14 protein-coding genes are annotated in these 15247 nt (G+C 57.9%); 10 read left to right on the forward strand and 4 right to left on the reverse strand.

Annotated elements, in window-relative coordinates:
• Positions 1–14 precede the first annotated feature (14 nt).
• The 7 genes from pabC to BN1125_RS07215 all read left to right on the forward strand — a co-directional run bounded on the left by pabC (position 15) and on the right by BN1125_RS07215 (position 5949).
• Positions 15–821: an aminodeoxychorismate lyase gene (gene pabC / locus BN1125_RS07185; RefSeq protein WP_042011459.1), complete on the forward strand. Its 807-nt coding sequence runs from the start codon at positions 15–17 to the stop codon at positions 819–821.
• The gene (gene mltG, locus BN1125_RS07190; RefSeq protein WP_042011460.1) at positions 811–1812 is read left to right on the forward strand and encodes an endolytic transglycosylase MltG; all 1002 of its coding nucleotides are present in this window, start codon (positions 811–813) and stop codon (positions 1810–1812) included. The genes pabC and mltG overlap by 11 nt, the downstream gene beginning before the upstream one ends.
• Positions 1812–2453, forward strand: coding sequence for a dTMP kinase (gene tmk, locus BN1125_RS07195; RefSeq protein ID WP_042011461.1), 642 nt, complete (start codon positions 1812–1814; stop codon positions 2451–2453). The genes mltG and tmk overlap by 1 nt, the downstream gene beginning before the upstream one ends.
• Entirely contained in the window at positions 2438–3385 is a 948-nt protein-coding gene (gene holB, locus BN1125_RS07200; RefSeq protein ID WP_042011462.1) for a DNA polymerase III subunit delta', read from the forward strand. Before tmk ends, holB begins: the two co-directional genes overlap by 16 nt.
• A gap of 24 nt (positions 3386–3409) precedes the next feature.
• On the forward strand, positions 3410–4189 hold the full coding sequence (locus BN1125_RS07205; protein ID WP_042011463.1) for a TatD family hydrolase: 780 nt from the start codon (positions 3410–3412) through the stop codon (positions 4187–4189).
• A gap of 372 nt (positions 4190–4561) precedes the next feature.
• Entirely contained in the window at positions 4562–5503 is a 942-nt protein-coding gene (locus BN1125_RS07210) for a tyrosine-type recombinase/integrase (RefSeq protein ID WP_084202279.1), read from the forward strand.
• 173 nt (positions 5504–5676) lie between these two features.
• Complete coding sequence (locus tag BN1125_RS07215) at positions 5677–5949, forward strand: RepB family protein (protein ID WP_084202280.1); 273 nt, start codon at positions 5677–5679, stop codon at positions 5947–5949.
• Between the two features lie 226 nt (positions 5950–6175).
• Here the strand turns inward: BN1125_RS07215 and rsmF are convergent, their stop codons facing one another.
• The 4 genes from rsmF to BN1125_RS07235 all read right to left on the reverse strand — a co-directional run bounded on the left by rsmF (position 6176) and on the right by BN1125_RS07235 (position 11570).
• On the reverse strand, positions 6176–7606 hold the full coding sequence (gene rsmF, locus BN1125_RS07220; RefSeq protein ID WP_042011467.1) for a 16S rRNA (cytosine(1407)-C(5))-methyltransferase RsmF: 1431 nt from the start codon (positions 7604–7606) through the stop codon (positions 6176–6178).
• A 146-nt stretch (positions 7607–7752) separates the two neighbouring features.
• The gene (locus BN1125_RS07225; protein ID WP_042011468.1) at positions 7753–10305 is read right to left on the reverse strand and encodes an MlaD family protein; all 2553 of its coding nucleotides are present in this window, start codon (positions 10303–10305) and stop codon (positions 7753–7755) included.
• 55 nt (positions 10306–10360) lie between these two features.
• Positions 10361–10963, reverse strand: a complete 603-nt coding sequence (locus BN1125_RS07230) for a paraquat-inducible protein A (RefSeq protein WP_042011469.1) — start codon at positions 10961–10963, stop codon at positions 10361–10363.
• Entirely contained in the window at positions 10947–11570 is a 624-nt protein-coding gene (locus BN1125_RS07235) for a paraquat-inducible protein A (RefSeq protein ID WP_425283625.1), read from the reverse strand. The genes BN1125_RS07230 and BN1125_RS07235 overlap by 17 nt, the downstream gene beginning before the upstream one ends.
• Before the next feature lie 150 nt (positions 11571–11720).
• Here BN1125_RS07235 and prpB point away from each other — a divergent pair, with 150 nt between their 5' ends.
• From prpB to BN1125_RS07250, 3 genes are read left to right on the forward strand one after another with little or no spacing between them, the layout of a single operon-like run.
• Entirely contained in the window at positions 11721–12608 is an 888-nt protein-coding gene (gene prpB / locus BN1125_RS07240; RefSeq protein ID WP_042011470.1) for a methylisocitrate lyase, read from the forward strand.
• Between the two features lie 11 nt (positions 12609–12619).
• A complete protein-coding gene (gene prpC, locus BN1125_RS07245; protein ID WP_042011471.1) occupies positions 12620–13747 on the forward strand; it encodes a bifunctional 2-methylcitrate synthase/citrate synthase in 1128 nt (375 codons plus the stop codon).
• 10 nt (positions 13748–13757) lie between these two features.
• Positions 13758–15203, forward strand: a complete 1446-nt coding sequence (locus tag BN1125_RS07250; RefSeq protein ID WP_042011472.1) for a bifunctional 2-methylcitrate dehydratase/aconitate hydratase — start codon at positions 13758–13760, stop codon at positions 15201–15203.
• Positions 15204–15247: the final 44 nt, after the last annotated feature.

Genomic DNA, 15247 nt, shown 5'->3' on the forward strand with positions numbered 1-15247 from the left:
TCGGAGGGATCCCTGTGCTTATCAATGGAATGCAACTTGACACCATCTCGGCCAATGATCGCGGGCTGGCCTATGGGGACGGTCATTTCACCACCATGGCAGTCAGGGACGGTCGTGTGTTGCACTGGCCTGCCCATCTAGCGCGGCTACAGCTGGCCAATAGCCGGTTGGGGCTGGCAGATCCGAACTGGCGCCTCCTGACCGACGAGGTTGAAGCCATGGTGGCCAATCAGCCACAATGCGTGGCCAAGGTGATCCTGACCCGTGGCGAGGGTGGCCGTGGCTATGATGGCAGTGGATGTCAACATACTACCCGGATTGTCGCTCTGGCACCTTTTCCTTCCCACTACGGCAAGTGGCAACAGGAGGGGATAGAGATGGTGGTCTGTCGCCAGCGGATCGGCGATGCACCCATGCTGGCCGGACTCAAGACCTTGAATCGACTGGAACAAGTTTTGCTAAAAAGCGAACTTGCCAGCAGAGGCGCAGTCGAAGGAATAGTGCTTAACAGTCGCGGTTTTCTGACTGAAGGAGTCAGTGCCAATCTGTTTTGGCGTCGGGGCAAGACGGTCTTTACGCCTGATCTGGCCCATTGTGGTGTCGACGGCATCATGCGCCGCCAGGTCATGACGATGCTGAAACAGATGAGTATTGAGTTGCGTGTAGTAGAGGCTCCCTTGGAGTCACTATGGCAAGCGGAAGAGGTGTGGCTCACCAATACCCTGATGGGGGTGGTGCCGGTTAACGGTATCGAAGATGTGGTTTATCCCGCAGCGGTAATGAGTCGCCGTTTACAGGAGCGTTTGGTCATTGAAGTTTAATCGGCTTTACACCCTGCTTGCGGGGGCGGCACTGACGGTTGCCGCCGCCGGGGGCTATATATATTACAAATGGCAACAAGTGGAGACGCTTACCAACATGGGGCCGACCCACCTCTTTACGGTGGAGAAGGGCGCCCATGCAGCGCGCCTGATTGCCGAACTCGGAGAGGGTGAGGTTGCCCCTTGGGCGGTGAGGCTCTGGCTGCGCGGCCATCCTGAACTGGTGGCGATCAAGTCTGGCACCTACGAGATCAAGGAGGGGGCCCTACTCAAGGAGACCCTCTCGCTGTTTGCGTCTGGCAAGGAGTTTCATTTCAGCCTCACCTTCGTTGAAGGGTCCCGTTTTGAGGATTGGCAGAAGCAGCTCTCCAGCGCCCCATATCTTGAGCGGCTGACCGTCGAGCAATCCGAAGCCGACTTGGCGCAGGAGCTCGGTATCGAGAATGGCAAGCTGGAGGGGTGGTTTTTGCCGGAAACTTACGCCTATACCACCCATGCCAGTGATCTCTCGATCTTGCGCCGCGCTCACCAGGATATGGAAACCTTCCTGCAGCAGAGCTGGGAAAAACGTCAGCCCAACCTGCCTTACAAAACGCCCTATGAGGCGCTGATCATGGCTTCGATCATTGAAAAGGAGACGGGGCTACCCGAAGAGCGGCCACAGATCGCCTCCGTGTTCGTCAATCGTCTGCGTCTGGGCATGAAGTTGCAAACCGATCCTACCGTCATTTACGGGGTAAAGGATCGCTACGATGGCAATATTCGCCGCAGCGATCTGACAGATAAGAACCCCTACAACACCTATGTGATCGACAGTCTGCCGCCCACGCCCATCGCCATGCCAGGCAAGGCCTCCATCGACGCCGCGCTCAACCCCAAATCGACCGACTATCTCTACTTTGTCGCCAAGGGGGGCGGTGCTCACTATTTCTCCAAGACCCTCGATGAACACAATCGGGCGGTTCGCGAATACATATTGAAGAAACCCTAATGTCTACATTTATTGTGATCGAAGGATTGGAAGGGGCAGGGAAGAGCTCGGCCGTGCGTTATGTGACCGACTATCTGCATGCTCACGGCATCGACCGGATCGAGTGCACCCGCGAGCCGGGTGGCACGCCGCTGGCCGAGCGGATGCGGGCCATCGTCAAAGAGGTGCACGATGAGCGGCTCACCATCGAGGCCGAACTGCTGCTAATGTACGCCTCCCGGGTACAACTGGTGGAGACTCGCATCAAGCCGGCATTGGCCGACGGCATCTGGGTGGTGGGGGATCGCCACGATCTCTCCTCCCAGGCCTATCAGGGCGGTGGTCGTGGTATCGATGCCCAGCTCATCGGTGCCATCAAGCAGGCGGTACTCGGCAACTTCAAGCCGGATCTCACCCTCTATCTCGATATCGATCCCGCCCTTGGCTTGCAGCGTGCTCGCCATCGCGGCGAGCTGGATCGCATCGAACTGGAGCAACTTAGCTTCTTCGAGCGCACCCGAACTCGTTATCTCGAACTGGCCGCCAAGGATGACTCCATTGTGGTGATCGATGCGGCGCAAACGCCGGATCTGGTCAAAACGGCCATCGAGCGTGCATTGGACCATTACCTGTCGAACGAGCCGCTATGTATCCCTGGCTGATCCCCGACTGGCATGCCCTGAGCCAGACTGCCCAGTCCGGTCGTCTCGGCCACGCCTGGTTGTTGCTCGGCGATCCCGGTCTTGGCAAGGAGCAGCTGGCCGAGCGGTTGGCACGTTTGCACCTTTGCCAGCAACCTGATCGCGGAGAGCCCTGCGGTCATTGCCACTCTTGCCAGCTGTTTGACAAGGGTAACCACCCGGATCTCGGCACTATCACGCGCGATAGCAAGACCATCGGGGTTGAAGCGATCCGCGAGATCTGCACCCGGCTGCAGGGCTCTGCCCAGCTCGGCCGTGGCAAGGTGGTGATCATTCCAGATGCAGAGCGGATGACTGAATCGGCGGCCAACGCCCTGCTGAAAACCCTGGAAGAGCCCGCCGGTGACAGCCTGTTGTTGTTGATCGCCTCCCAAGTTTCCCGGTTGCTCCCCACCATTCTCAGTCGCTGTCACAAACATGTCTGTCAGTTGCCTGCGGAAGGGGAGACGGTACGCTGGTTGGCCGAACAGGGTCATCAGGCCACCCTGGCTCAGGTGCGGATCTGTCAGGGGGCCCCGCTGCGGGTACTCGACTATATCGAGCAGCAACAGGATGGTACTCGCCGCGAACTGCTGGAACAGTTTGTCGCTCTGAGTCAAAGCCCGGTCAAGGCGACGGCACTGTGCAGCCAGCTGGGTCAGGAGACGCAAGTCAGGTTGCACTGGTTGCAGCTCTTCTTGTGTGATGCCCTGAAAACCCAGGCTGGATGTGGTCACCATCAACTGGCAATGCCGGATCTGGCTATTTTGAGTCAGCGGTTGGCGGAGCAGCACTCCAGCGAAAAACTGCTGGAGGCAGAACAAGATCTGGTTGCCCTCAAAGCCGCTTGCCAGCCGGGGCAGCTCTCCAATCCCACCATCCATTTGATGAACTGGCTCAGCCGCTGGTTATAAGTACCGACAAGCAAAAGGTTTTATATGTTACTCGTTGATTCCCACTGTCATCTCGATCGCCTCAGCTATGGCAGCAAGCAGACCAGCATGGCCGATGTACTGGCCAAGGCCGCGAAACTGGATGTGGGATATTTTCTCTGTGTCAGTGTGACTCAGGAACAGTTCCCGACCATGCTCGAGGCGATTGCCCCCTATCCCCAGGTGTTTGCCTCTTGCGGGGTACACCCGCTCAATCAGGAACCCGGCGTCGATGCCGCCCTGTTGCTGGCCCAGGCCGCGGACGAAAGAGTAATCGCCATCGGCGAGACCGGGCTCGACTACTTTTACTCCCCCGAGAACAAAGAGGTACAGCAAGCCTCTTTCCGCGAACATATCCGGGTTGCCCGCGCCCTGAACAAGCCGCTGATCATCCACACTCGCGATGCCCAGCAAGATACCTTGCAGATCATGCGTGAAGAGGGCGCGGATCAGGTTGGCGGTGTGCTGCACTGCTTCACCGAATCCCTCGAGATGGCACAAGCGGCAATGGCGATGGGGTTCTATATCTCCATTTCGGGGATCGCCACCTTCAAAAATGCGTCCGCCTTGCAAGCCGTGGTCAAGGCACTGCCCCTAGACAGATTGCTGGTCGAGACCGACTCGCCCTATCTTGCTCCCGTTCCGCATCGGGGGAGGGAGAACGAGCCCGCCTTTGTGCGTGACGTTGCCCAGTTTATTGCCGACCTGCGCCATATTCCGCTTAACGAATTGGCAGAAGCAACCAGCCGGAATTTCTTTGAACTGTTCAAACTGGCAAAAAAATAAGCTAGAAGCCCCGTTGTTCGGGGCTTCTTTTATTTCAAATGCCAAGTTGATTACCCACCTAAATATCAACTACGCGTTGCGTTATCTCTCACTCAGCTAACCAATACAATTCGTTAATCCATACAAAACTGGGTTGAATCATATTCCGATGTTTCGTCTGTTCACCGTGGTTAAAGAGTATTAAAACAGCATGCTATAAGTATCGATAATATTCATTATCGATACTTGATGTGTATGAAAGATCCTGTAAGATCCTCTTAAAATTCATATAAATCATCGTGTTCCGTGGCATATCCAACCTTGTCAAATCCTGCTCATCAGTCACTACAGACTGTTTTCGATGCGCAGCTAAATAGCCGAGCGCGCCGCTTTTTGCGCAGTGCAAAAGCGGATTCCACCCTCAATGCCTATCAGGCGGATACCCGTATTTTTGTCTTCTGGTGCCAATTGCATGGGCTGGATCCGCTACAAACCACTCATCACGACATCATGAACTTTTTGGCAGATCAGGCCGACGGCGTATTGGCCGATTGGGTTTGGCTGGATAAAGAGGAGGGGAAGGGAGAACTACGTAATGGCGAACCTCGCAAACCGGCAACCCTGGTAAGACGGCTTGCCGGGATCCGTTATGCCTTCAAGCAGAAAGGCATTCATCCCATGCCCACCGAACATCCCGAAATCAAGGAGATGATGCGCGGTATTGTCAGGTTGGGGGATAACCGCAAGCGCAAAACCGGCGCCCTCACGCTGCAACCATTGACCCAGGTACTGGATGGCATCGACATCAGTGATCTGGCGGGCTTGCGCGATCATACCCTGCTGCTCCTGATGTTCAGTGGTGCTTTACGCCGCTCGGAAGCGGCCCGAATTGAGGTGAGTGATCTCGATTTTGTGGGGCAGGGGATCCGCCTTCGCCTCAAACCGAGCAAACATCAGCTGCATGAAACCGAGATAGCCCTGATCCCGGGCAAGCACTACTGCCCCGTGTCGGCACTGCAAAACTGGTTGCGCAAAAGCCGGATCAGCGAAGGGCCGCTGTTTCGGCGCATGAACCGCTGGGGTCAACTGATGGCCGAACCACTCGGCCCCCAAGGCATCAATCTGATGATCAAGCGACGAACCGGTCAAACCATCGACGATCTCTACGTCAGTGGCCATAGCTTGCGGCGTGGATTTATCACCTCTGCTGTAACTGCCGGAAAGCCGATGAACAAGATCATTGAAGTCACTCGCCACAAGGATATGCGCACCCTGCAGGAGTACTTCGATGACGCCCACAAATTCTCCGATCATGCCCTTGATGGCTTGCTTTGACACAACTGCGTCACTTCGTTTTTTATGTTAAATGATATCTTGTTGATCTGATGATATATTTGTCTCACAGCCAACAGCCTAAGGTGGAAGGGGCATCTTCCAATGAATAAGGGCAGGTGATGAGAGATAACGAATTAGAAAGTGGAATATCGCAAGGACATATGGGCCAGAAAATGATAGTGCGTGAAGAGCGAGAGGCGGGTCACCAAAACAATGCCGAGCGACAGCGACAACATGTAAAACGCAAGCAGGAGACCCATACCCGACTGCAATGCTGGATCAGCCATCGCCATGCCGAGCTGTTGGCCGCTCTGGGTCTTCATCTCGAAGACAGCCAGGCCTCATTGATCGAGCAGGCCATCGATCTGTTCTATCTACATGAACTGGGCAGGGAACCCTTTTTTGAAAACACAGTGGCTGAGCAAGTCGAAGAGACCGTTGAATAGACCCAAGAGTGAAGTCATGGCTATTTGATAAGAGATAAAAAAAGCCAGGTACGAATTCCTTGTACCTGGCATAGGGGAATTGGCTCCTTGCAGAGCCATGCGCTAACTGGTGTTCGGATTACCTTAAGCTTAGACAAGGCTCAAGGCTTTTCAAGATCAATTGAAAAGTTCAACCGGAGCGAGTCGATGACAGACTCGTTCAAGTGCTTGTACGCCGAACAGCCCACTAGGCCTTGAACAGGTTGTTATCACGCACCAGATCGCGGGGAAGGGCGTTCTTGATCCGGCTACCGACCCATTTCCCCATGCCCAAGGTGTGCCCTTGATAGCGGACGATCACCTCGCCAGCGCCAGCGTCCTGCTCTGGCCAGACATCCCGCCCCATCATGAATTCCCGCGCATTGGCGCTATCCAGTTCGACTACACCCTTACTCGCTTTATCGCCATAGGCCAGTGCCCACTCATGAGTGAGGCGATAGCCTTTCTTGAAGGTCTCGGCCAACTTGATGCCGATGCGATCGAAACGTAACTTGCCCTGCACTTGATCAAACTGCTGGGGAAAGAGCCAGATCTCGTCATTGCGGCCAAACAGTTGACCCTGCGGTGCCACTCCGAAGTTGGCTACAATCTCGCGCAACATGGGTTCCGCCTCTTTGGCCGGAAGCGGTGCAAAGGGGAATTTCCCCAGCTTGCCCGGCTTGAACATGGTGTTGGGCACCGAGTGGTGCTTGCGCAATCTGGCGACGAAAAAGCCTTCACTGTCGAAGATTTGGGGCCAAACGTGCAGGTATCCTTCAGATGTGCAGGCCTGCTCTGCATGGGGAAACAGGTCTGCCAGCGAGTCAAAACTCAAGGCATCGCCAAACTTGTCCAGCAGTGACTGACAGACCTCTTGGTTCTCCTGTTCACTCAAGGTGCAAGTGGAGTAGACCAGTACGCCACCCGGTTTCAAGGCATGGAAGGCGCTCTCCAGCAACCCTTGCTGCACTGCCGCAATTTCGTCGATGCTCTCGATACTCCAGTTACGCAGCGCATCTTCATCCTTGCGCACCGTCCCTTCACCGGAGCAGGGCGCGTCTAGCAGGATGGCGTCGAAGGTCTCCGGCAACCACTGGCCAAATACCTTGGCATCAAAATGGGTCATGCCCACATTGGTCACACCGCAGCGCTGAATATTGGCGCTAAGCACTTTCAACCGACTGCTGGAAAACTCGTTGGCAACCAGCATCCCCTGATTGTTCATCAGGGCGGCGATCTGGGTGGTCTTGGAGCCGGGGGCCGCCGCGGCATCCAGCAACATGCCGTCCCTCTTGATCTTGTCGCTGGCAAAGAGCGCCGTCACCGGCAGCATGGAGCTCGCTTCCTGAATGTAGAACAGCCCGCTCAAATGCTCGGCAGTGTTACCAAGAGGAACCGTTTCATCGCTGCGGGTCAGCCAGAAGCCGGTATCACACCAGGGTACCGGGTCGAGCTGCCAACCCAGCGGTTGCATCAGCGCGACGAAGTCGGAGACGGCAATCTTCAAGGTATTGACCCGAATGCTGCGGCGTAGCGGGCGCCGACAACTGGCCACAAACTCATCCATGGAGAGGTGCGACGGCATGATGGCCGCAATGTGGCGTAAAAAGTAATCGGGAAGGAAGGTGTTGTCGTGCACTGTGCCGTCTCGTAGACCGAAAAAGAGGGGCGATATCCTACCACAAGGCTCAGAGTATTCTGAATCTGAACCCGATGAACAGTCAGCGGTATATATAAAAGCCCGACGCAGGGCCGGGCTTGGATGATATTAGCAAAGGGGAGGGCTCAGGGCTGGATGTGCGGGCTCCACGCCAACCACTCTTTCTCGGCCTGGCCGTAGAGCGGATAACTGTGACCCTCCTTGACGGTTGGGCCCATCTCCTTCTCCGGCGTATTGAAGGCGATGCCGCCAGCCAGCAGGCTCTGCACGGTCTCCACTTCGATGGTGCCACCGGTCAGGCCAATATCCGCCTTGATTCCGGAGACATTCCAGAAGCGCGAGTTGGCCCGCACCAGATGGGCATACTCCTTATCCACATTGACGTCGATCACAACCTCACTGCCATCACGGGCCAGCGCCACCTTACTGACACTGCCTACCATCATTTTACGAAATAGCAGCGGGCTACCGACGCTCAGACCATTGACAGAGGGGCTCTTGAGGACCAGTGCCAGACCAACCGGACCGACCTTGCTCAAGGGGAAGCGATCTTTTCCTGCCCCTTTGCCAGGGCGCGCCTCTATAAACGCCCCTTTGATCAGGGTATCAAGGTGCGCAACACCACCCAGCCCCAGTTTGGCTTGCACCAGTGTAAAGCTGGCACCGGATTGCAAGAAACGCTCGGCGTAGTGGCCATCGAGCTCGGCCTTGAAGATCACCTGGCCCAACGAGGGTTCCAGTTCGATCTCTTCGATTTTCCCGATATCGACCCCGCGATAGCGGATCGGGCTGCCGATCCCGAGCCCCGGGTTGCTCTGTGCTACCAGTGACAGCTGGCGCACCTTGGCTTTGGCTTGCTCTTTGGATGCGAACAACTGATGGCTGCTGCGACCACTGGCCAGCCGATCAAACTCGATGGCGCCCCGCAGCAGGGTGCCAAGATTTCCCACCTTGACCTGCACCCCATCGACTCGCACCTTGGCGTCGATGGCCGGTTTTTTCCAGAACTGGGGTTGCCGGGCGAGGAGAGGGGCATACACGCCATCTATTTCGAGCTCGATCTCGACCCCCTTTTTGGCGACGTGCACCTGTTTGACCTTACCCGCGGCCAGCCCCAGATAGAGCACTGGTGAGCCAATGCCAATACCATCGGCCTGATCCGCTTTGAGCAACCAGCGCTGGGGCTTGGCATCACGGGCCCCCAGCAGTGCCAGCTCCTGACTCGGGTAGAGACGATTAATCCGCGCACCACTGCTGGCTTGGAGCAGCTTGATCCCGCCACCTAACCAGGCACTGGCCGGACTGGTTTCCACCTTGATGCCGCTCAGATCGGCATCGATCTGCAGCGGGGCGGCGCGATAAAAGCGGGCGCGGTTGAGCAGATGGCCATAATCTGGCGCCATCACCAGCTCGACGCTGGCATTGGCGTGCGCATCCAGGGTGAGCTGGCTGATGCGGCCCACCTGCAATCCCTTGTACCAGACCGGGGCATCCTGATTGAGCCCGGCCAGATCGTCAGCCTGCAGCGTCACCTTGGTGCCATTTTGCGGGGCCCTATCGGTCAGCGCCATTTTGCCAACCTGCTTGCCTGGCACATAGTCGAGGCGAATGGCCGGGCCGGTGAGCAGGCGATCGGCATACTTGACACCGGTCGGGGAGAGACCAACGCTCTCCCACACCAGCTGGCTCTTGTCGGTGATCCGGTAAGCCTGTTCAGGGTTGAACAGCGCCGTTACCACCCGTCCCTTGTCAGTGAGACGAATGGGGTCGACTCGACCAATCTCAATCCCCTCATAGAGGATTGGCATCCCCTCCTTAACCGGAAGATCTCCCGCCAGGATCTCTATCCGTTCACCTCTGGCAGCATCAGCCAACCCTTTATAAAGAGTGAAGGTCTGGCCTTGCTCAGGCTCGGGTGAATGTTTGGGAGAGTCAAAGGCAATACCGCCGCTGAAGATGGAGGTGAGGCTACCTGCCTCCACGTTCACCCCGGCCAGACTGAAGGATCCCTTGATGCCGCTGATATTCCAGAAGCGGGTATCGGCTCTGACCAGATGTTCAAAACGAGGCTCGATCACCAGATCCAGAATAACGCTTTGGCTGTCCTGACCAAGGCGGGTATTGATGACGCTGCCTACCTCGATACCACGAAAATAGAGCTTGGCGCCAATGCCGACCGAACCCAGCGAATCGGCGGTCAGGTGCAACATCCGTCCCTGTGCCTGATAGCCGGGGGGAGGGCCCTCCAGCGCATCGAAGGTCGCCTCCGGCGGATTGCTTTCACGCCCCGGCTGCACGTTGATGTAGTTGCCGGAAACCAGGGTGTCGAGTCCGGAGATCTCGGTCAGCGACGCCTTGGGGCTCACCAGCCAGAAATCGGAACCCTTGCGGATCAGCGGTCTGGCAGGGCTGTCAATCTTGACCATCACCGCAATCTTGCGGCCATCTTCAGCCAGCTCCAGCTCCTGTACCACACCGATAGCCACCCCCTGATAACGCACTTGGGTTTTACCTGGCAAGATGCCGTTGCCCTGCGCGAAATTGATCTGGATAAGCTGACCACGGTTCAGTACCTGCTGATAGAGAAAGCCACCTGCCAGCAGCAGGGCTATCAGGGGCAACAGCCAGACCGGCGATAGCCAGCGACGCTTTTCAATGACGGGTTGAGCCCCGATCATACTGACTCCTTATTGGCTGGATTAAACAGCACATCACACAAAAATCGAGAATTCATCAACAGGCCGCCTTGTCCCACAGTAAACGGGTGTCTAACATGCGCGCCGACATCATGGTCAGCACCACCACGCAGGCAAAGGCAGTGGCTCCCGGACCCGCGCGAACACTCAACATGACACCACGATCGACCAGCGCCACCATCAGCGAGATGACGAACAAGTCCAGCATCGACCAGCGACCGATAAAGTCGATGACCCGATACATCAACAATTGTCGCTTGCGCCGCACCGGTTTGGCCCGCTGCAACTGCCAACAAATCCAGCCAAGCCCCACTATTTTACCTACCGGCACCACAATACTGGCGGTGAGCACTATGGTGGCGATTCCGCCCATCTTGCTACGATAGAGAGCTATGATCCCGCTGAAGATGGTATCTGACTGCAGTAACCCCTTATTGTAAAAATGGGTGATTGGCAAGAGGTTGGCAGGTAACAGCATGAAGGTGGCGAGCGCCAGCAAGCCCCACGACCAGGCAAGGGAGCGTGGAATACGTACCTGCAGTTTACTGTTGCAACGGGGACAGACAGTCCCGGCTTGGTAGCGTGCCAGCAAGCCACAAGCATGGCAGCGGCAGAGCCCCATCTCACGGGCGCTGGTCATGTGTCGACTCCTTTAACGGGATCCGCGCCCAGTAGGGAGCGGGGTCAAACAGGATCAACAGCGTCATGTTGAGCAACATCAGAATGCCGAGGCTAAGCAGCCCGCCACCGAGGCGCACATCGGCGATGTCGACCAGCTTGAACAGGGCGACCAGCAGGCTGACGATATAGACCTCCAACATGGCCCAGTGGCGAAACATCTCTACCGCCTTGAGGGTGGAGGCCAGGATATGCCAGCGTTTGGCCAGACCCGATGCCAGTGCAAAAATCCCCGCCAATAATCCTACCGGCGCCAGCACGGCGCACCAGAGCACCAGGCTGGCAACCCACCATTCACCTTCGCCAAACAGCACCAGGATACCGCGCAGCAGGTCGGCGTCGGTGTTGACCCCCGCCAGCCGCAGATAGATCAACGGCTCAAAAAACGCGGAGGGCAGCAACAAAAAACCGGTGATAGTCAGGGCCATTAACTGGGAAGGACGAAAGGCATAACGACCATAGAGATGCTGATGACAACGTGGGCAGTGGGCATGGCGACCCAATGGCAGAGCCTTGCGCTGGATCAGTAAGTCACACGCCGGGCAGACGATCACGGAACCGGGCTCCATTATACGACTCAACCTGTTGAAGGAATTGGTGAAATTTACCTTAAAACCGTTTCTCTGTCTTGCCTGCCGCATGAATGTCACGAAAGTATAATTGACGTTAACGTAAACGTGATATTAGATGGCCAGACTAGACAGGTGAAAGGAGTCATGATGTCCAGTTTGTCCCCCTCGGCAGGTCTGCGCTTTCGCACCGCCATCGCCAATGAACGTCCCCTGCAGATCGTCGGCACCATCAATGCCTACATGGCGCTGATGGCCGAGCGCAGCGGTTTTCAAGCCCTTTATCTCTCCGGTGCCGGGGTGGCCAACGCCTCCTACGGCTTGCCGGATCTCGGCATGACCTCCCTCAACGACGTGCTGATCGATGCCGAGCGGATCACAGCGGCGACCCGAGTGCCGCTACTGGTCGATATCGATACCGGCTGGGGCGGGGCATTCAATATCGCCCGCACCATTCGCGCGTTCGAGCGCGCCGGGGTTGCCGCCGTCCATATGGAAGATCAGGTGGCCCAGAAGCGCTGCGGCCACCGTCCCAACAAGGCGGTGGTGTCGCTGGAGGAGATGTGCGATCGGATCAAGGCTGCGGTGGATGCCCGCGAGAATAGCGAGTTCGTCATCATGGCCCGCACCGATGCGTTGGCGGTGGAAGGGGTTGGCCCGGCGCTGGAGCGTGTCGCCGCCTACGTGGCTGCCGGCGCCGACATGATCTTCGCCGAAGCAGTGACCGAGCTGGCCCAGTACGACCAGTTCAAGCAGGCTGCCGGAGTGCCCATCCTCGCCAACATGACCGAGTTCGGCAAAACCGAGCTGTTCGACAAGGAGGAGCTCGCCGCCCACGGCGTCGACATGGTGCTCTACCCCTTGAGTGCCAACCGGGCCGCCAATCAGGCTGCCCTCAACGTCTATCAACATATTCGCCAGGATGGCCATCAACGGGCCGTCGTCGACACCATGCAGACCCGGGAGTTGCTCTACGACTTCCTCGGTTATCACCACTACGAACAGACACTGGATCGTCTGTTTACATCCAGGGACTAGGAGGAAAGGCAATGGGACAGCAAAAACCGTTGGGTGGCGCCGGCCTGCGTGGCCAGAGCGCGGGGGAGACCAGTATCTGCACCGTAGGCAAGAGCGGCACCGGGCTCACCTATCGCGGCTATGACATCCAGGAGCTGGCCGACGGCGCCCAGTTCGAGGAGGTCGCCTATCTGCTACTCAAGGGCGAGCTGCCGGACGAGCAGCAGCTCGAGGATTACAAACAGACCCTGCGCCGCTTGCGCACCTTGCCTCAGCCGCTGCTGGAAGTGCTGGAACGCATTCCCGCCGATGCCCATCCCATGGATGTGCTACGCACCGGCTGCTCCATGCTCGGCGATCTGGAGCCGGAAGATGGTTTCGAGCATGAACACGAAGTGGCGGATCGGCTGCTGGCCGCCTTCCCGGGCATTCTTATCTATTGGTACAAGTTCAGCCATGAAAGGGTACGCATCGCCCTCGATACCGATGAAGCGTGTATCGGCGGCCACTTTCTCGCACTGCTGCACCAGAAGGCGCCAAGCGAGCTGGAGCGTCGGGTGATGCATGTCTCCCTCATCCTCTACGCCGAGCATGAGTTCAACGCCTCCACCTTTGCAGCGCGGGTTTGCGCCTCGACGCTCTCTGACATGTTCTCCTGCATCACCGCGGCCATCGGCACCCTGCGCGGCCCGCTGCATGGCGGTGCCAACGAGGCCGCCATGGCGATGATCGAGCCCTGGCAGGATGAGGCCCAGGCGCGGCGCGAGCTGCAGGCCAAGCTGGCGGCCAAGGAGAAGATCATGGGCTTTGGCCACGCCGTCTATCGCACCTCGGATCCGCGCAACGTCATCATCAAGGGGTGGTCGGCCAAGCTGGCAGCAGCGGTGGGGGATGATCGGCTCTACCGCGTCTCCTGCGAGGCGGAGAAGGTGATGTGGGAGGAGAAAGAACTCTTCCCCAATGCCGACTTCTTCCACGCCAGTGCCTATCACTACATGGGGATCCCGACCAAGTTGTTCACGCCTATCTTCGTCTGTTCGCGGGTCACCGGCTGGTGCGCCCATGTGATGGAGCAGCGCGAGCACAACCGGATCATCCGCCCGAGCGCCGACTACGTCGGTCCGGCCCCCCGTCACTTTGTCTCCCTACAACAACGATAAGGAAGTCACGATGTCCGCCAACGTCGACGTCAACCACAGACCAAACCCCGATCAGGTGCTGGTCGATATTGCCGATTATGTCTGCAACCACCCCATTACCAGCGAGGCGGCCCTCGACACCGCCCGTTACTGCCTGATGGATACCCTTGGTTGTGGCCTGCTGGCTTTACGCTTTCCGGAGTGTACCAAGCACCTTGGCCCCATCGTCCCCAGCACCGTCGTGCCCCATGGTGCTCGGGTGCCCGGCACCCAGCTCTGCCTCGACCCGGTCAAGGCGGCCTGGGATATTGGTGCCATCATCCGCTGGCTCGATTACAACGACACCTGGCTGGCCGCCGAGTGGGGTCATCCATCCGACAATCTGGGCGGCATTCTGGCCACTGCCGACTGGCTCTCCCGTACTCGCGTGGCCGAGGGCAAGGCGCCGCTCACCATGGCCGAGGTGCTGGTGGCCATGGTCAAAGCCCACGAGATCCAGGGGGTGCTGGCGCTCGAGAACTCCTTCAACCGGGTCGGTCTCGATCACGTGGTGCTGGTCAAGGTCGCCAGCACCGCCGTGGTGACCCACATGCTGGGGGGAACCCGCGATCAGGTGATCGATGCGGTCTCTCAGGCCTGGGTCGATGGCCAGAGCCTGCGTACCTACCGCCATGCCCCCAACGCGGGTTCCCGCAAGAGCTGGGCAGCGGGAGATGCCACCTCTCGTGCAGTGCGCCTCGCCCTTATCACCATGAGCGGCGAGATGGGCTATCCCGGCGTGCTGAGCGCACCAAAATGGGGCTTCTACGACGTGCTGTTCAAGGGCAACCAGTTCGCCCGGCATCAGGGGTACGGCAGCTATGTGATGGAGAACGTGCTGTTCAAGATCGCCTATCCCGCCGAGTTCCATGCCCAGACTGGGGTGGAGTGCGCCATGAAGCTCCATGGCGAGGTGAAGGGGCGGCTCGACGAGATCGACCGTATCGAGCTCACCACCCATGAGTCGGCCATTCGCATCATCAGCAAGGTCGGCGCCCTCAACAACCCCGCCGATCGGGATCACTGCCTGCAGTACATGGTAGCGTTGCCGCTGATCTTCGGTCGCCTTGTCGCCGAGGATTACGAGGACGATGTGGCCGCTGATCCCCGTATCGACGGGCTACGCGACAAGATGGTGGTGCAGGAGGACAAACGCTACAGCCGCGAATATCTGGAGGCAGACAAGCGTTCAATAGCCAACGCCATCCAGATCTTCTTCAAGGACGGCTCTCATACTGCCAAGGTGGAGGTGGAGTACCCGGTCGGCCATCGTCGCCGTCGGGAGGAGGGGATCCCGCTGCTGGTGGAGAAATTCCAGCACAATCTGGCCACCCGCTTCCCGGCCAAACGGGTCAACGACATCCTCGCCCTCTGTCAGGATGGGCCGCGCCTTGCCGACACCCCAGTACACGCTTTTATGGATCTGCTGGTGATCTGACCGATCTTATATTGGCCAACATATCGGCAAACAGCGATAAACGA

Origin of the sequence: Aeromonas fluvialis, assembly GCF_000819885.1 — a bacterium.
Classification (GTDB): domain Bacteria; phylum Pseudomonadota; class Gammaproteobacteria; order Enterobacterales; family Aeromonadaceae; genus Aeromonas; species Aeromonas fluvialis.